We start from the raw sequence: 17752 nt of genomic DNA on the forward strand, positions 1-17752 counted from the left end.
CCGCGACCTCCCTACGTTCAGATGGGCACCCTAAGTTCATGTACGAGAACGAGCTTCTTGCGAACCGACGGGAAGGTCACCCCCCACATGCGCATCCGACGCACACTTCTCATTCCCCTGCTCGGCGCGACAGCGGTCACGGCCGTGGCGCCGGCGGCAGCGCTTTCGGCGAACGCGGCCCAGGTCATCGAGGTATCCACCGCCGCCCAGTTGAAGTCCGCCCTCACCTCGGCCGCCCCCGGCGACACGATCCACCTCGCGGACGGCACGTACACCGGCAACTTCAAGGCGACGAGGGCCGCGGGCGCGGGCTCCCGCATCACCCTCAGCGGCTCCTCGAAGGCCGTCCTCACGGCGGGCGGCGGCTACGGACTGCACCTCAACGGCGCCTCGTACTGGACGGTCCAGGGCATCACCGTCACCGGCGGCCAGAAGGGCATCATGATCGACTCGGCGAAGGGTGTCGTCGTCGACAGGGTCACCGTCCACGGCCTCGACATGGAGGGCGTCCACTTCCGCAACTCCAGCACGGACGGCGTGATCAGCAACTCGAAGATCTACGACACCGGCAACGACGGCCGCGGCATGGGCGAGGGCGTGTACGTGGGTACGGCCGGCGGGACCTCGGACAAGAGCGACCGCATCCAGATCACCGGCAACACGATCGGACCGGACGTGGGCGGCGAGAACGTCGACATCAAGGAGGGCACGACGGGGGCGCGCATCACCGGCAACACCTTCGACGGCAGCGGCCTGACCGGCGCCAACTACGACGACTCCTGGGTCGACGTGAAGGGCAACGACGTCCTCGTGGAGAACAACAAGGGCACGGCCACGACGAACGACGGCTACGAGACCCACACCCAGCAGTCCGGCTGGGGCTGCGGCACGGTGTTCCGGGGCAACACCTCGGATCTGCGGGGCGCCACGGGCGACAAGCAGCTGGCGGTCAATGTCACCAACTACGGCACCGACTGCAGGACCACCGTGTACGCCTCGAACACGGTGACGGGCGGCAAGGGGCTCACCAACATCACGGTGACGCCCTGACACCCTCCCGGCGAACGACCCCCCATGGAAGTGGGCCCGCACCGAATCGGTGCGGGCCCACTTCTTTCAGCTACTTGCTAGCGGTGAGCTTTTCAGCTCTGGCCGCCGGCGAGCTTCTCGCGGAGGGCGGCAAGCGCCTCGTCCGACGCCAGGGCGCCGGAGTTGTCGTCCGACTCCGAGGAGTAGGAACCGCCGCCGCCACCGGAGGCAGCCGGAGCCGCACTGGAGGTGCTGGCACCCTCGGCCTCGGCCTGCGCGTCGGCCTCGCGGGACTTGATGACCTGAGCCTGGTGCTGCTCGAAGCGCTGCTGCGCCTCGGCGTACTGGTTCTCCCACACCTCGCGCTGAGCCTCGAAGCCCTCGAGCCAGTCGTTGGTCTCGGGGTCGAAGCCCTCGGGGTAGATGTAGTTGCCCTGGTCGTCGTACGACGCGGCCATGCCGTACAGGGTCGGGTCGAACTCGACCGAGGCCGGGTCGGCACCGAAGGACTCGTTGGCCTGCTTCAGCGAGAGGCTGATGCGGCGGCGCTCGAGGTCGATGTCGATGACCTTGACGAAGATCTCGTCGTTGACCTGGACGACCTGCTCCGGGATCTCCACGTGGCGCTCGGCCAGCTCGGAGATGTGGACCAGACCCTCGATGCCCTCGTCCACGCGGACGAACGCACCGAACGGAACGAGCTTCGTGACCTTACCCGGGACGACCTGACCGATCTGGTGCGTACGGGCGAACTGCTGCCACGGGTCTTCCTGCGTCGCCTTGAGCGACAGGGAGACGCGCTCGCGGTCCATGTCGACGTCGAGGACCTCGACGGTGACTTCCTGGCCGACCTCGACAACCTCGGACGGGTGGTCGATGTGCTTCCAGGAGAGCTCGGAGACGTGCACCAGACCGTCGACGCCACCCAGGTCCACGAAGGCACCGAAGTTGACGATCGAGGAGACGACGCCGGAGCGGACCTGACCCTTCTGCAGGGTCGTGAGGAACGTCTGGCGAACCTCGGACTGGGTCTGCTCCAGCCAGGCACGGCGGGACAGGACCACGTTGTTGCGGTTCTTGTCCAGCTCGATGATCTTGGCCTCGAGCTCCTTGCCCACGTAGGGCTGGAGGTCGCGGACACGGCGCATCTCGACGAGAGAAGCCGGCAGGAAGCCACGGAGGCCGATGTCGAGGATGAGACCACCCTTGACCACCTCGATGACGGTGCCGGTGACGATGCCGTCCTCTTCCTTGATCTTCTCGATGGTGCCCCAGGCGCGCTCGTACTGGGCGCGCTTCTTCGAGAGGATCAGGCGGCCTTCCTTGTCCTCCTTCTGGAGAACAAGGGCTTCGATCTCGTCGCCGACCTTGACGACCTCGTTCGGGTCGACGTCGTGCTTGATCGAGAGCTCGCGGCTCGGGATGACACCTTCGGTCTTGTAACCGATGTCGAGCAGGACCTCGTCCCGGTCGACTTTCACGATGACGCCGTCGACGATGTCGCCGTCGTTGAAGTACTTGATCGTCTCGTCGATCGCGGCGAGGAATGCTTCCTCGTTACCGATGTCGTTGACCGCTACCTGCGGCGTGGTAGAGGTGGTCTCGGTGCTGCTCGTCATGTGGGAAAGGGCTCCGGTACGGACAGTGAGTCGTAGGTACTGCTTACGCCGGGAGCCCGTTTCGCTCTGTAGAAGCCGGACAGTCAAGGAAGCGCCCGACCCGGCACAGCCGGAAGGCGCCTCGAGAACCGAGGGGACATACATACAGATGCGAGCACAGCCTGCTATGTCTGAGGAGCGCAGGCCCGCAGCGCAACTTGTAGCATACGGGGGCAGCCGGGCAGGGTCAATGCGCGAAGGCGCACACCCGGGGCGGATCGCCGCAATCCCGGCACAAGACCTGTCTCACAAGGCCACGCGGGCAGTAGGACGCCTCTGTCGTGACACGCCCGAGACGGGTTGGACGGAAGAGTACGACGAGGGAGCCGATCATCCAAGAGCCCGAACCGTTCGAACCGGAAGCCACCCGACGTGACGCGGACCTCATCGAGAGTTCGCGGGCGAATCGGGGCTGGTGGGACCGGAACGCGGACGACTACCAGATCGAACACGGCACGTTCCTCGGCGACGACCGGTTCGTGTGGTGTCCCGAGGGTCTCGACGAGGTGGAGGCCGAACTGCTGGGCCCTCCGGAGGACCTCAAGGGCAAGGACATCCTGGAGATCGGCGCCGGAGCGGCCCAGTGCTCGCGCTGGCTGGCCGCGCAGGGCGCCCGCCCCGTGGCCCTGGACCTCTCCCACCGCCAGCTCCAGCACGCCCTGCGCATCGGGGGCACCGTGCCCCTGGTGGAGGCGGACGCGAGCGCGCTGCCGTTCGCGGACGGCTCCTTCGACCTCGCGTGCTCGGCGTACGGCGCGCTGCCCTTCGTCGCCGACCCCGTGCTGGTGCTGAGGGAGGTCCACCGGGTTCTGCGCCCCGGCGGCCGCTTCGTCTTCTCGGTCACGCACCCGGTCCGCTGGGCGTTCCCCGACGAGCCGGGCCCGGAGGGCCTGTCGGTGTCCGCGTCCTACTTCGACCGCACCCCCTACGTGGAGCAGGACGAGGACGGCCGCGCGGTCTACGTCGAGCACCACAGGACGCTGGGCGACCGGGTGCGTGACGTGGTGGCCGGCGGCTTCCGCCTGGTCGACGTCGTCGAACCCGAGTGGCCCGCCTGGAACACCCAGGAGTGGGGCGGCTGGTCCCCGCTGCGCGGGAACCTCATTCCGGGCACGGCGATCTTCGTGTGCGAGCGGGACTGACCCGCGCGGTCCACGAGGAACGGCCCGTGGCGAGGAGGACGACGAAGGGGAGCCGATCGGCTCCCCTTCGTCGCGTCGCGCGCCCACCCGTCGTCGCGGTGCCGCTTCGTCGTGCCGCCCGCGCGCGTGGGGGCTGTCCCGGAGTTCCTGCGCGGCCGGTTCGGCGCTCGTACGAGACTGGGGGCGTGATCCGTTACGAAGCCCTGGACGCGCTGCCCGTGCGCGGCGCCCTGCCCGCCGTGGACGATGCCCTGGAGGGGCACGGCGCCGCGGTGCTGGTGGCGCCGCCCGGCACCGGCAAGACGACGCTGGTGCCGATGGCCCTGGCGGGCCTCCTGGACGACGGGCGCCCGGCGCGGCGGGTGGTGGTGGCCGAGCCGCGGCGCATCGCGGCCCGGGCCGCCGCCCGGCGGATGGCGTGGCTGCTGGGCGAGAAGGTCGGGCAGAGCGTCGGCTTCACGGTGCGCGGGGAACGGGTGGTCGGCCCGCACGCGCGCGTGGAGGTCGTCACGACCGGGGTCCTGCTCCAGCGGCTTCAGCGGGACCAGGAGCTGGCGGGCGTCGACGTGGTCGTGCTCGACGAGTGTCACGAGCGGCACCTGGACGCCGACACGGTGGCCGCGTTCCTGCTGGACGTGCGGGCCGCGCTCCGTCCTGAACTGCGGCTGGTCGCCGCGTCCGCGACGACGGACGCCGGGGGCTGGGCCCGGCTGCTGGGCGACGCGCCGGTCGTCGAGGCGGAGGGTGTCGCGTATCCGGTCGAGACGGTGTGGGCGCCGCCCGCGCGCCCCGTGCGGCCCCCGCACGGGATGCGGGTGGACCCGGAGCTGCTGACGCACGTGGCGTCCACGGTGCGGCGGGCGCTGGCCGAGCGCTCGGGTGACGTCCTGTGCTTCCTTCCCGGGGTCGGGGAGATCGCGCGGGTGGCCGGGCAGCTGGGCGGTATCGGGGATGTCGACGTCCTTCAGGTGCACGGGCGGGCTCCGGCCGCCGTGCAGGACGCGGTGCTCACGGCCGGTGTGCGGCGCCGCGTGGTCCTTTCGACCTCGGTGGCCGAGTCGTCGCTGACGGTTCCGGGGGTGCGGGTGGTCGTGGACTCGGGGCTCGCGCGCGAGCCGCGGGTGGACCACGCGCGCGGGCTGAGCGCCCTGGCGACCGTACGGGCCTCGCAGGCGGCCGGGCGGCAGCGGGCGGGACGGGCCGGGCGTGAGGCGCCGGGCACGGTCTACCGCTGCTGGGCGGAGGCGGAGGACTCCCGTCTGACGCGGTTCCCGGCACCCGAGATCAAGGTGGCCGACCTGACGGCGTTCGCGCTCCAGGCGGCCTGCTGGGGCGATCCCGGGGCGACGGGACTGGCCCTGCTGGATCCGCCGCCGGGCGGGGCGATGGCGGCGGCGCGGGGCGTCCTGTCGGCCGTGGGCGCGGTCGACGCCGCGGGGCGGGCCACGGACCGCGGTGTCCGTATGTCCCGCCTGGGACTGCACCCCCGGCTGGCGCGCGCCCTGCTGGACGCGACCCCGCTGGTGGGCGCGGCACGGGCAGCCGACGTGGTCGCCCTGCTGAGCGAGGAGCCCCCGCGCGACTACGGCGACGACCTGGCCGCGGCCTGGCGCACCGCCCGGCGTGGCGGCGACGCCTACGCGGCCCGCTGGCGCGCCGAGTCCCGTCGCCTCCGCTCGTCGGCGGCCGGCCTCGCACCCGCCTCCACCTCGGCCTCCGCACCCCCGCCCGCACCCGGCCAGGCGCCGCCCTCCGGCTCTCGCGGCCAGGCATCGCCCCCGGACTCCCCCGCCGCCACCTCCAGCTCCCCTTCCTCTCCAGGCCTGCGCGCCGGCGAGGCGGAGCCCGGGGACGACCGGATCGTTGGGCTCGTCGCCGCGCTGGCGTTCCCCGAACGCGTCGCGCACCTGAGGGGCGGCTCCCACCTCATGGTCAACGGGACCCGAGCCGACACCGGCGAGGGATCCGTCCTGCGCGGTGCTCCCTGGCTCGCCGTCGCCGTCGCCGACCGCCCCGTCGGCAGGGGGCACGCGCGCGTGCGGCTCGCGGCGGTGATCGACGAGCCGACGGCACGGCGGGCCGCCGCCGGCCTGTACGGCGAGGGCGACGAGGTCCACTGGGCCGGAGGCGATGTCGTCGCCCGGCGGGTGGAGCGGCTGGGGGCGGTGGAACTGGCCGTGCGGCCGCTGCGCAAGGCGGACCCCGGGCTCGTACGGGAGGCGCTGCTCGAAGGGCTGCGGGAGGAGGGCTTCGGCCTGCTGCGGTGGTCGCCGGACGCCGAGGTGCTGCGGCTGCGGCTCGCGTTCCTGCGCCGGCGGCTGGGTGACCCGTGGCCGGACGTCTCCGGAGAGGCCCTCCACGCGCGCGTGGAGGAGTGGCTGGAGCCCGAGCTGAGCCGGGCCGGGCGGCGGGCGGACCTGGCGCGGATCGACGCCGGGCAGGCACTGAACCGGCTGCTTCCGTGGGCCACCGGCGAGGCGGCCCGGCTCGACGAGCTCGCGCCCGAGCGGATCGAGGTGCCGAGCGGTTCGAGGATCCGCGTCGACTACACCGACCCGGCACAGCCGGTGCTCGCCGTGAAGCTCCAGGAGATGTTCGGGCTCCACGCCTCGCCCACCGTCGCCGGCGTGCCCGTACTCGTGCATCTCCTGTCCCCCGCGGGCCGGCCGGCCGCGGTGACCGCCGATCTCGCGTCCTTCTGGAAGGACGGCTACAACGGCGTACGGGCCGAACTGCGCGGCCGCTACCCCAAGCACCCGTGGCCCGAGGACCCGGCGACCGCCGAGCCGACGCGGTACACGAACGCGCGGCTCAGGCGCTGACGGGCTCGGGGTCGGCGGCCGGTGCCGGCGCGGGTTCGCCCGGCCTGCGGCCGCGGGCCTCCAGGTACAGGGAGAGGGCCAGCAGGGCCGCGCCCAGGAGCAGGAAGCCCCAGGGGAGGTAGGAGGTCATCATCAGGACGAGGGTGCGGTTGGACTTGACGAGGTCGACGGTGTGCCGGATGTAGTCCTCGCGCATCTTCACGTCCCCGGAGAAGGCGGTCACCTTGTCCCGCCCTCCCAGGAGGGTGCCGCCGCGGAGTTCCTCCTTGTGGCTCTCCTCGCCGTAGACGGGTGCTCCGGTGACCGGCTCGACCCAGAACCTGCGGACGGTGGTGTACCAGCGGGTGGTGCCGGTCTTGGCGAGGGACTGCGGGGTGACGCCCTGGACGGGCATGATCTTGGGGAACTTCACCTTCGTCCAGGGGATGGTCTGCTCGAAGTAGTAGACCTTGACGCCCCGGAAGGTCCGGGTGTCCTTGTAGTGGATGGGCGCCGAGGTGCGGGTCTGCGCGTCGAAGTACTCGTAGTCCCGTTTTTCGGTCCTGAAGGGCCATTTGAACTCGATGCCCTGGCGGGTGACGGGGTCGCCGTCGACGGACTCGCCGGTGGCGTGGACGGGTTCCTGGCTGTGCGCGTCGAAGATGTAGCGCTCGGGGAGCTTGGAGACCATCTTCCCGTCGGGTCCCTGGACGTAGGACAGGGAGTCCCAGACGACGACGTCACGGCCCGCGGTCCGCTCGATCCGCTCGGAGGCCTCGACGTTGCCCTTGAGGGTCTGCACGACGGTGACCTTGGAGACCTTCCTGGACTTCATGGTGCCGTAGTCGAGGAGGGTCGCGTCCTTCGCCTCCAGGACCATGTCCTGATACTGGCCGGCGGGGATCTTGGCCAGGCGCGGGAAGGCGTACCAGCGCAGCAGCGGGGACAGCGCCGCGAAGAACACGGCGAGCGCGAGCAGGATCAGGCTTGCCTTGCGGCGCATCTCGACGGCCCTCCCGGTGCGTGCGTCAGGGGTGCTTGGGGACGGTGGTGAGCAACGGCTTCGGCGAGGTGTGTCCGGCGGGCGAGCCCATGGCCGTGATGGTCAGGACCAGCGCGAGTGCCGCGGCGAGACCGGTCGCGGCGGCGATGAGGGCACGCATGCGGGCCTCCGGGGCCAGGAGCTGATACATCGTCAGGTCCGGCACCGTAGCAACGGCGGGGCGAGATGAGAACACGTCGCACACACAACGGATCAGGGCGCCCCCTCGGCGTGAGCCGGGAGGGCGCCCTGGAGGCGAGCTGTGCCGCGCGGTGGCGGGGCGGTTCTAGGAGGCGGCGGGAGAGGCCGTGGGCGTGGCGGTGGCGGGAGCGGCGGCCACTGTCAGTTCGACGGTCAGTGTGGCCCCGCCCGTGGTGGTGATGCGGAGCAGGAAGGTGCCGGTGGTGTCGTCGGCGTACAGCTTCGGCAGCTTCAGCAGGCCGTCCGCATCCGTGGTCAGGGCGCTGAGGGTGCGTACGGTCTTGCCGTCCGCGTCCTTGAAGTAGGGGCCCTTGTCGTTCTCGCCTGTGTCGTCGGCGGACTTGACCAGGGTCGCGGTCGCGGCGACCTTGCCCGCCGCGACGCCCTTGTAGGTGGCCTTCACCTCGACCTGGTCGGCGAACTCGCCGCCCGGGGCGCAGGTCAGCGCGGTGTCGGCGGTGCGGGCCAGGGCGTCGGCCTGGCGCGCGGTGACGCTCGCCGTGTAGTCGAGGCCGGCCATGACGCGGCCCACGACGGTGACGCGGACGGTGAAGTCGCCCGTCTTCTCACCCGCCACGAGCGCGGGCGCGCCGGCGATGCCGAGTTTGTTGGTGACCAGCGTGGCGACACTCTCGCCGCCGGTGAAGGTGGCGTCGGTGTCGCCGACGATGGTGAACCGCACCCGGACCTTCGCCACGGCCTTGCCGGCCTTGTCGTCGGTGCGCACGGCGATCTTCTGCGCGAACGGGTCCCCGGCGGTCGCCGTGAGCTTGCCGGCGCCCATGTTCGTCAGGTGGTCCACCGTCTCGGTGGGCGTCGGCGTGGACGTGGGCGGGGTCGTCGGGGGCTGTGTGGCCGGCGGGGTCGGGGTGGCGGGAGGGGTCGGCTCCGGAGCGGGGCTCGACGGGCCGCCGCCCGGGCCGGTACTGCCTGGCGAGGACGGCTCCGTGGGAGTGGGGCTCGCCGAGGCGGGCTCGTCGCTGTTGTGCGAGGGCAGCGTGCCGGTGCCGTCCGGCACCTCGTGCGTGCCCTTGCGGTAGTACTCCAGCCACGACAGGACGGTGTTGAGGTACTCCGTCGAGTTGTTGTAGCCGAGGATCGCCGCGTTCAGCTGTGCCTGGACCGCCATGTCGTGGTCGAAGCGGCACAGGTAGTGCCCGGCGGCCAGCGCCGCGTCGTAGATGTTGTTGGGGTCCTTCTTGCCGTCGCCGTTGCCGTCGCGGCCGGCCCACTCCCAGGTGGAGGGGATGAACTGCATCGGCCCGACGGCACGGTCGAAGGTGCTGTCGCCGTCGTACGCGCCGTTGTCGGTGTCCTTGATGTTGGCGAAACCGTAGCCGTTCAGGACCGGGCCGAGAATGGGCGACAGGGTCGTGCCGTTCGCGTCGACACGGCCGCCGCGGGCCTGGCCCGACTCGACCTTGCCGATGGCGGCGAGGAGCTGCCAGGGCAGGTTGCAGGTCGGCTTGGACTCGCGCAGCGACGCCTCGGCCTGCTTGTAGGCGGCCAGCACGGTGGCCGGGATGCCGGCCTCGGCGGCGCCCGTGGCGGCGGGCGTGCCGCTTCCCGTGGTCGGCGCGGGGTTGGGGCTCTGCAGCGGCGGAAGGTCCGTGTAGTAGCGCCCGTTGCCGGTCGCGGTGCCGTCACCGCCCGTGTCGCCGGTGCCCAGGCCGAGGTCGGCGCCCGCCGACTGTCTGCCGTGGTCGTCGGTGATCACTCCCGGGGCCTGGGAGGCGGACAGAGCCGCGACCGCGGCCGCGGCCACAGCGGTGGTTGCCGCGCCCTTGCGCAGCCTCCTGCCGAATTGCGCCGCCATCGAGTGAACCCCTCCTACGGACGACCGGTGTCACCCGTCGCCTCTCAGTCCTGCGCTGCCACTGCCTCCGGCCGTGCTCCCCGCACGGCAACCCAGGTGACCCTACGACAACTTCCGTCGCCCAGGGACCTGTTCGCGCCCGATATTCACCAGTTGGCCATGAGCCGTCGTCCCGCATACTGGCCTCCGGTGATCAACCGGCCGAACATACCGGCCAAAAGGAGACGCAGGGGGACGATTTGCCCTTCACTCTCAGCCACGCGGCCGCCGTACTGCCCGCGATCCGCGGGAACGGAAACGGCCGCGGCCGACTGATTCCCGCCGTTCTCGTGGCAGGTTCCTTCGCTCCCGACCTGACCTACTACGCCGCGAGCGTAGTGCCCGGGGCGATGGAGTTCGGCACGTTCACCCACGCGTTCACCGGCGTGTTCACGGTCGATGTACTGATCGCATGGACGCTGACGGGTGCCTGGCTGGTGCTGCGCGAACCCCTGGTGGCGTTGATGCCGGCGGCACGGCAGGGGCGCACGGCACAACTCCTGCGCTGTGGAGCCACGCGCGAGCCGGTGCGCGCGCCGACCGTTCTGCGGTGGTACGCCTCCGCGGTGCTCGGCGCGCTGACGCATGTCGTCTGGGACGCGTTCACCCATCACGACCGGTGGGGGGTACGGCTGTTCCCCGTCCTCGGGCACAGCCTCGCGGGCTCGCCGCTCTACTGGTACGTCCAGTACGGCAGTTCGGCCCTCGCGGCCGTCGTGATCGTGACCTTCGTGGTGCTCGCGCTGCGCCGCGCACCGGACGGTCCCGCCGTCGCGGTGCCCGTGCTGTCCACCGCCGACCGGTGGCTGGCCGCGACGGTGATCGGCGGCCTCGCGCTGGCCTCCGCGGTACAGCGGGCGATCCGCTGGTGGACGTACTGGAAATCCGTCGCGAAGCCGTGGGAACTCATCCCGGCGCTGTGCTTCGGCGGGGGCGCCGGCCTGGTCCTCGGCCTCGGCCTGTACGTCATCGCCGTCAGGATGTGGCGTCCCGCTCCGGCTCGTCCCGGTCCCGCGGCGGCGCGTACGGAGCCGAGCCGTCCCGCCGCTCGCTGACCGCCCTGCCGGCGGTGAGACCGCGGAACAGACCACCGCCCCGGAAGAAGCCCCGGTGCACGGCGCGGGCGACCCGCTCGACGACGCGGGCACCGTAGGGCATCGTCGGATGGTCGTACGACAGGACGATGACACGGTAGCTGCGGGCCGGGCCGGTGAAGGAACCGATGCCGTGGACACGCCCGCCGTTCGCGGCCCGGGGCAGCCTGCCGGTCGAGATGTGCGTCCCCGGTCCGCGCGGGGGACCGAAGAACACCCTCCGGGGCCGGCCGTCACGCAGCCGCGTGAACACCCGCAGGCGGCACGCGGCGGCCCTCAGGAACGCGTGGGCGCCGGCGACCACCGCCGGCCACCGCAACCGGTCACCGGCCTTCGTGCGGGCCCGGTCGCCGCTCGTGTCGTCGGGCACCGACACCAGGACCGTACCCGGGCGCGCTGACAGGGCCGCCTGGAGGTCTCGGGACAAGCGGGCTCCGAAGTCCTCCTCGCGATCCTCGCCACGGGAGGAACCGACGAGCCCCGGCAGCCGGGCGGTACCCGCTTCGGCCGCGACCGCGGGTACCGGCGCGAACAGCACCGGGACGACGGCCGCGGCCACCGTCGCGGTCGCGACCACCACGGTCGTGACCATGACTGTACGGCGGTGGAGCGTGCGCATACCCGTGGCCGTACGGCGGTGGAGCGTGCGTATACCCATGCCCGCATCCTTACGTCACCCTCCGGCCCGGGGCTCCTTGTGCGGGCCACGCGGGTGACGCCTCACGGGCCCGCCCCGAGCCGCCCGGCATACGGCCGGGAACGCCCGAGGGCCGTGTCTGCGGCACCGCGTGGTGCCGCAGACACGGCCCTCGGCCGAAGGCGTCGCCCGCTGCCTAGTGCGCCGCCGACTCCCAGTCCCGGCCCGCGCCGACGGAGACGTCCAGCGGGACGTCGAGCCGGACCGCGGACGCCATCTCGTGACGCAGCAGTTCCTCGGTCCGCTCACGCTCACCGGGAGCGATCTCCAGGACGATTTCGTCATGGACCTGAAGCAGCATGCGGGAGTCGAGCCTCGCCTCGCGCAGCGCCCGGTCCACGTTCAGCATCGCGATCTTCACGATGTCGGCGGCCGTGCCCTGGATGGGCGCGTTCAGGGCCATCCGCTCGGCCGCCTCACGGCGCTGGCGGTTGTCACTGTTGAGATCGGGCAGATAGCGGCGGCGCCCGAAGAGCGTCGCGGTGTAACCCGTGGCCCGGGCCTCGTCCACCGCCCGGCGCAGATAGTCCCGCACCCCGCCGAAGCGCTCGAAGTACGTGTCCATCAGCGCACGGGCCTCACCCGCCTCGATGTTCAGCTGCTGCGACAGACCGAAGGCCGACAGCCCGTACGCGAGGCCGTACGACATCGCCTTGATCTTGCGGCGCATCTCGGCGTCGACCGCGGACCGCTCCACCGAGAACACCTGGGAGGCGACGGTGGTGTGCAGGTCCTCACCGGAGGTGAACGCCTCCAGCAGCCCCTCGTCCTCGGACAGATGGGCCATCACCCGCAGCTCGATCTGGCTGTAGTCCGCCGTCATGAGGCACTCGAAGCCCTCACCGACGACGAAGCCGCGGCGGATCGCACGGCCCTCGTCCGTGCGCACCGGGATGTTCTGCAGATTCGGATCGGTCGACGACAGCCGGCCGGTCGCCGCGACCGTCTGGTTGTACGTGGTGTGGATACGGCCGTCCGCGGCGATCGACTTGATCAGGCCCTCGACGGTGACACGCAGCTTGGCCTGCTCACGGTGACGGAGCATGATCACCGGCAGCTCGTTCTCGGTCTGCGTCGCCAGCCAGGCCAACGCGTCCGCGTCCGTCGTGTAACCCGTCTTCGTCTTCTTCGTCTTCGGCAGAGCCAGTTCACCGAAGAGGACTTCCTGGAGCTGCTTGGGCGAACCGAGGTTGAACTCGTGCCCGGCGGCCGCGTGCGCCTCCTTCACCGCCTGCTGCACCGCGCCGGCGAACATCTGCTCCATGGCCTCCAGATGCGCCCGGTCCGCCGCGATACCGTGCCGCTCCAGACGCGCCAGCAGGCTGGACGTGGGCAGCTCCATGTCCCGCAGCAGATCCGCCGCGCCGACCTCCTGGAGCTTCTCCCCGAACGCCTCCCCCAGATCGAGGATCGTCCGGGCCTGCGCCATCAGCGCGTCGGCCTCGGCCTGCTCGTCCGCACCGAACGCGAGCTGTCCGTCGGCCGCGGCGGCGGGCCCGAGCTCCCGGCCCAGATACTCCAGGGAGAGCGCGTCCAGCGCGAAGGAACGACGGCCCGGCTTGACCAGATAGGCCGCGAGCGCCGTGTCCATGGTCACACCCTCGATGCTCCAGCCGTGCTCGGCGAAGACCCGCATCACGCCCTTGGCGTTGTGCATCACCTTGTGCCGACCGGAGTCGGCGAGCCACGCGGCGAACGCGTTCTCGTCGGCCTCGTCCAGCCGGGACGGGTCGAACCAGACCGCCGGCCCCGCACCCGCCGCGAGTGCCACCTCGGCGACCGACCCCGAGCCCAGCGCCCACGAGTCGACCGTCGACACACCCAGCACCCCGGTGCCGTGCTCGGCGAGCCACGGCACCAGCTCGCCCGCCCCCAGCACCGCCCCGTCGATCTCGACACCCTCGGCGGCCGGCCGCGCCTCCTCGGCCTCCGCGCCCCCCGGGTCCACGGCGAACAGCCGCTCGCGCAGCGAGGGGTTACGGATCTCCAGCGTGTCCAGGACCATCGCCACAGCCGTACGGTCGTACGGAGCCCGCTCCAGGTCCGCCACCGTCCGCGGCAGCTCGACGTCCTTGACCATCTCCGTGAGACGGCGGTTGAGCTTCACCGCCTCCAGGTGGTCGCGCAGGTTCTGCCCGGCCTTGCCCTTGACCTCGTCGACGCGCTCGACCAGCTCCGCGAACGAACCGAACTGGTTGATCCACTTCGCGGCCGTCTTCTCACCCACACCGGGAATGCCCGGCAGGTTGTCCGACGGGTCACCGCGCAGCGCCGCGAAATCCGGGTACTGTGCCGGCGTCAGCCCGTACTTCTCGAAGACCTTCTCCGGAGTGAACCGCGTCAGCTCGGAGACACCCTTCGTCGGATACAGCACCGTCGTGTGCTCCGAGACCAGCTGGAAGGAGTCCCGGTCACCCGTGACGATCAGCACCTCGAAGCCCTCGGCCTCGGCCTGGGTGGCGAGCGTCGCGATGATGTCGTCGGCCTCGAAGCCGTCCACCGCGAACCGCTGCGCGTGCATCGCGTCCAGCACCTCGCCGATCAGCTCGACCTGCCCCTTGAACTCGTCCGGGGTCTTCGACCTGTTCGCCTTGTACTCGGTGAACTCCTCGGAACGCCAGGTCTTGCGCGAGACGTCGAACGCCACCGCGAAGTGCGTGGGCGACTCGTCGCGCAGCGTGTTCGCCAGCATCGACGCGAAACCATAGATGGCGTTCGTCGGCTGACCCGTCGCGGTGGTGAAGTTCTCCGCGGGCAGCGCGAAGAACGCGCGGTAGGCCAGCGAGTGCCCGTCCATGAGCATCAGGCGCGGGCGGCCCGTACCTGCGGTGTTCTCGGTCTTCTTCGATGCTGTGTCTGCCACATCCCCGATCCTGCCACGGCCCACTGACATCCAGAGCCGCCCCGGACCGGCACGCACCTCCGCCGCCCGGATTCCCACAACCCATGAGCGGCACTGTCGGCCACGCGTGCGAGGATCCAAGCGGTACGAAGACACGCACACCGACGTGCGCACGCGAAGGGGTTCAGTGATGGCCAGCAAGCCGCCGAAAAGCGATCCGGTCCAGCACGCGCCGCAGGTAGCCGGACCGAAGCACGCCGCGGCCGGGCTCCCCGCCATCGGACACACCCTGCGCATCGCCCAGCAGCAGATGGGCGTGCGCCGCACCGCGCTCACGCTCCTGCGCGTCAACCAGAAGGACGGCTTCGACTGCCCGGGCTGCGCCTGGCCCGAGCCGGAGCACCGGCACGCCGCGGAGTTCTGCGAGAACGGCGCGAAGGCGGTCGCCGAGGAGGCCACCCTGCGCCGGGTCACCCCGGACTTCTTCGCCGCGCACTCCGTCTCCGACCTCGCCGGCCGCAGCGGTTACTGGCTCGGCCAGCAAGGCCGCCTCACCCACCCCATGTACCTGGCCGAGGGCGCCGACCACTACGAGCCCATCGCCTGGGAGCGCGCCTTCGAGATCGTCGCCGAGGAACTCGCCGCGCTCGGCTCCCCCGACGAAGCCCTCTTCTACACCTCGGGCCGCACCAGCAACGAGGCCGCCTTCCTGTACCAGCTCTTCGCCCGCGAGTTCGGCACGAACAACCTGCCGGACTGCTCGAACATGTGCCACGAGTCGTCCGGCTCGGCCCTCAACGAGACGATAGGCATCGGCAAGGGCAGCGTCCTGCTCGACGACCTCTACCAGGCGGACCTGATCATCGTCGCCGGCCAGAACCCCGGCACGAACCACCCCCGCATGCTCTCCGCCCTGGAAAAGGCCAAGGCCAACGGCGCGAAGATCATCACCGTCAACCCGCTGCCCGAAGCGGGCATGGAGCGCTTCAAGAACCCGCAGACCCCCCAGGGCATGATCAAGGGCGCAGCGCTCACCGACCTCTTCCTCCAGATCCGCCTCGGCGGCGACCAGGCCCTCTTCCGCCTGCTGAACAAGCTGATCCTCGCCACCGAGGGCGCCCTCGACGACACCTTCATCGCCGAACACACCCACGGATTCGAGGAGTTCGCCCAGGCCGCCCGCGCCGCCGACTGGGACCAGACCCTCACCGCCACCGGCCTCACCCGCGAGAGCATCGACGAAGCCCTCACGATGGTCCTCGCCTCGCAGCGCACCATCGTGTGCTGGGCGATGGGCCTCACCCAGCACAAGCACTCCGTCCCCACCATCCGCGAAGTCGTCAACTTCCTGCTCCTGCGCGGCAACATCGGCCGCCCCGGCGCCGGCGTCTGCCCCGTCCGCGGACACTCCAACGTCCAGGGCGACCGCACCATGGGCATCTTCGAACGCCCCGCCCCCGCCTTCCTCGACGCCCTGGAGAAGGAGTTCGGCTTCAAGCCGCCCCGCGAACACGGCTACGACGTCGTACGCGCCATCCGCGCCCTGCGCGACGGCGACGCGAAGGTCTTCTTCGCCATGGGCGGCAACTTCGTCTCCGCCTCCCCCGACACCGACGTCACCGAGGCGGCCATGCGACGCGCCCGGCTCACCGTCCACGTCTCCACCAAACTCAACCGCTCGCACGTGGTCACCGGCGCACGCGCCCTCATCCTGCCCACCCTCGGACGCACCGAACGCGACCTCCAGGGCAGCGGCGAACAGTTCGTGACCGTCGAGGACTCCATGGGCATGGTGCACGCCTCACGCGGCCGCCTGGAGCCCGCCAGCGCCCACCTGCTGTCCGAGCCCGCCATCGTCGCCCGCCTCGCCCGCAGGGCCCTCGGCGAGCGTAGTAGCACCCCCTGGGAAGAGTTCGAGAAGGACTACGCGACCATCCGCGACCGCATCGCCCGCGTGATCCCCGGCTTCCAGGACTTCAACGCGCGCGTGGCCGACCCCGCCGGCTTCGCCCTCCCCCACGCCCCCCGCGACGAACGCCGCTTCCCGACGGCCACCGGCAAGGCCAACTTCACCGCCGCACCCGTCGAACACCCCGAACTCCCCGAAGGCCGCCTGCTCCTGCAGACCCTGCGCTCGCACGACCAGTACAACACCACCATCTACGGACTCGACGACCGATACCGGGGCATCAAGAACGGCCGCCGGGTCGTCCTCGTCAACCCCGACGACGCCCGCGAACTGAAGATCACGGACGGCTCGTACGTCGACCTCGTCGGCGAATGGAAGGACGGCGTCGAACGACGCGCCCCCGGCTTCCGCGTCGTGCACTACCCCACCGCCCGCGGCTGCGCCGCCGCCTACTACCCCGAGACCAACGTCCTGGTCCCGCTCGACTCGACCGCCGACACCAGCAACACCCCTGCCAGCAAGTCCGTGGTCGTCCGTCTGGAACAATCGACAGCCGACTGAGCGTTCGCTCAGCAAGGACATCCACGACGAAGTGGTCCACGACGAACGGAGCCGGGCGCCATGGGCGAACAGCACACCCCGAAGTTCCCGCAAGGGGTCATCGACGAGTACGCCGCACTCGGTGTCGACCTGCCCGCCCTCTTCTCCGCGGGCCACCTCGGCAACCGCATGGGCGTCCAGATCATCGAGGCCTCCGCGGACCGCGTCGTGGGCACCATGCCCGTCGAGGGGAACACCCAGCCCTACGGCCTCCTCCACGGAGGAGCCTCCGCCGTCCTCGCCGAGACCATCGGCTCCGTCGGCGCCATGCTCCACGGCGGCATCACCAAGATCGCCGTCGGCGTCGACCTGAACTGCACCCACCACCGCGGCGTCCGCTCCGGCCTCGTCACCGGCGTGGCCACACCCGTCCACCGCGGGCGCACCTCGGCGACGTACGAGATCGCCATCACCGGCGAGGACGGCAAGCGCGTCTGCAGCGCCCGCCTCACCTGCATCCTCAAGGACGCACCCCAGAGCTGACACCCGGACCGCCCCGGGGCGCTCCGAAGCCCTCCGGGGCCGCACGGATCCCCGGGGCGCTCCCAGGCCTCCGGGGCACGCGGGTCCCCGGGGTGCCTTCAAGCCCTCCGGGGCGCGAACCCTCCAGGGTGCTCCCGAGGGCTCCAGGGCTCCCCGGGACACTCCGGGAGGCACGGACCCCCGGGAGCCACCCCGAGGCCCTCCAGGTGGCACACGGACCCTCCGAGCCGCCCCGAGGTCCTCCGGGGTGGCACACGGACCCCCCGGAGCCCCCCCGAGACCCTCCGGGACACACGAACCCTCGGAGCCCCGAGGCACTCCAGGGCACGCGGCCCCCAAGCACCGTGAGGCGCGCGAACTCCGCCGGCCCCGCCGAGGGCCTCCTGCCGCCCGACTCTC

Annotated in this window: 12 protein-coding genes; 6 read left to right on the plus strand and 6 right to left on the minus strand. The window is 71.2% G+C overall.

Features of this window, described 5'->3' with window-relative positions:
- The first annotated feature begins 87 nt into the window (after positions 1 to 87).
- A complete protein-coding gene (locus OG485_RS13075) occupies positions 88 to 1050 on the plus strand; it encodes a right-handed parallel beta-helix repeat-containing protein (protein WP_328668505.1) in 963 nt (320 codons plus the stop codon).
- 92 nt (positions 1051 to 1142) lie between these two features.
- On the opposite strand, the gene rpsA is transcribed toward OG485_RS13075, so the two are convergent.
- Positions 1143 to 2648, minus strand: coding sequence for a 30S ribosomal protein S1 (rpsA, locus tag OG485_RS13080; protein WP_328453613.1), 1506 nt, complete (start codon positions 2646 to 2648; stop codon positions 1143 to 1145).
- A 320-nt stretch (positions 2649 to 2968) separates the two neighbouring features.
- Between rpsA and OG485_RS13085 the strand changes: the two genes are divergently transcribed.
- The gene (locus tag OG485_RS13085) at positions 2969 to 3829 is read left to right on the plus strand and encodes a class I SAM-dependent methyltransferase (protein ID WP_328668506.1); all 861 of its coding nucleotides are present in this window, start codon (positions 2969 to 2971) and stop codon (positions 3827 to 3829) included.
- A gap of 185 nt (positions 3830 to 4014) precedes the next feature.
- Positions 4015 to 6651 carry an ATP-dependent RNA helicase gene (locus OG485_RS13090; RefSeq protein ID WP_328668507.1) on the plus strand — a complete coding sequence of 879 codons (2637 nt, stop codon included), beginning with the start codon at positions 4015 to 4017 and terminating at the stop codon, positions 6649 to 6651.
- Here OG485_RS13090 and OG485_RS13095 read toward each other — a convergent pair.
- The 3 genes from OG485_RS13095 to OG485_RS13105 all read right to left on the minus strand — a co-directional run bounded on the left by OG485_RS13095 (position 6641) and on the right by OG485_RS13105 (position 9689).
- Positions 6641 to 7633, minus strand: a complete 993-nt coding sequence (locus OG485_RS13095; RefSeq protein ID WP_328668508.1) for a DUF3068 domain-containing protein — start codon at positions 7631 to 7633, stop codon at positions 6641 to 6643. The two genes, OG485_RS13090 and OG485_RS13095, sit on opposite strands and share 11 nt — an antisense overlap.
- A gap of 25 nt (positions 7634 to 7658) precedes the next feature.
- Positions 7659 to 7793 carry an SPW_0924 family protein gene (locus OG485_RS13100; protein ID WP_326788397.1) on the minus strand — a complete coding sequence of 45 codons (135 nt, stop codon included), beginning with the start codon at positions 7791 to 7793 and terminating at the stop codon, positions 7659 to 7661.
- A 165-nt stretch (positions 7794 to 7958) separates the two neighbouring features.
- Positions 7959 to 9689: a lytic transglycosylase domain-containing protein gene (locus OG485_RS13105; RefSeq protein ID WP_328668509.1), complete on the minus strand. Its 1731-nt coding sequence runs from the start codon at positions 9687 to 9689 to the stop codon at positions 7959 to 7961.
- 239 nt (positions 9690 to 9928) lie between these two features.
- On the opposite strand from OG485_RS13105, the gene OG485_RS13110 reads away from it, so the two are divergent.
- Complete coding sequence (locus OG485_RS13110; RefSeq protein ID WP_328668510.1) at positions 9929 to 10783, plus strand: DUF4184 family protein; 855 nt, start codon at positions 9929 to 9931, stop codon at positions 10781 to 10783.
- Here OG485_RS13110 and OG485_RS13115 read toward each other — a convergent pair.
- Both OG485_RS13115 and polA read right to left on the minus strand, forming a co-directional pair.
- The gene (locus OG485_RS13115; RefSeq protein WP_328668511.1) at positions 10704 to 11480 is read right to left on the minus strand and encodes a hypothetical protein; all 777 of its coding nucleotides are present in this window, start codon (positions 11478 to 11480) and stop codon (positions 10704 to 10706) included. The two genes, OG485_RS13110 and OG485_RS13115, sit on opposite strands and share 80 nt — an antisense overlap.
- 175 nt (positions 11481 to 11655) lie before the next feature.
- Positions 11656 to 14382: a DNA polymerase I gene (polA, locus tag OG485_RS13120; protein ID WP_328668512.1), complete on the minus strand. Its 2727-nt coding sequence runs from the start codon at positions 14380 to 14382 to the stop codon at positions 11656 to 11658.
- A 169-nt stretch (positions 14383 to 14551) separates the two neighbouring features.
- Between polA and OG485_RS13125 the strand changes: the two genes are divergently transcribed.
- Both OG485_RS13125 and OG485_RS13130 read left to right on the plus strand, forming a co-directional pair.
- On the plus strand, positions 14552 to 16831 hold the full coding sequence (locus tag OG485_RS13125) for an FdhF/YdeP family oxidoreductase (protein ID WP_328668513.1): 2280 nt from the start codon (positions 14552 to 14554) through the stop codon (positions 16829 to 16831).
- Positions 16832 to 16891: 60 nt separating this feature from the next.
- Positions 16892 to 17353 (plus strand): PaaI family thioesterase, encoded by a 462-nt coding sequence (locus tag OG485_RS13130; RefSeq protein ID WP_151474076.1) that lies wholly within the window; start codon positions 16892 to 16894, stop codon positions 17351 to 17353.
- The last annotated feature ends 399 nt before the right edge of the window (positions 17354 to 17752 follow it).

Source organism: Streptomyces sp. NBC_00328, assembly GCF_036139655.1.
Taxonomy (GTDB): domain Bacteria; phylum Actinomycetota; class Actinomycetes; order Streptomycetales; family Streptomycetaceae; genus Streptomyces.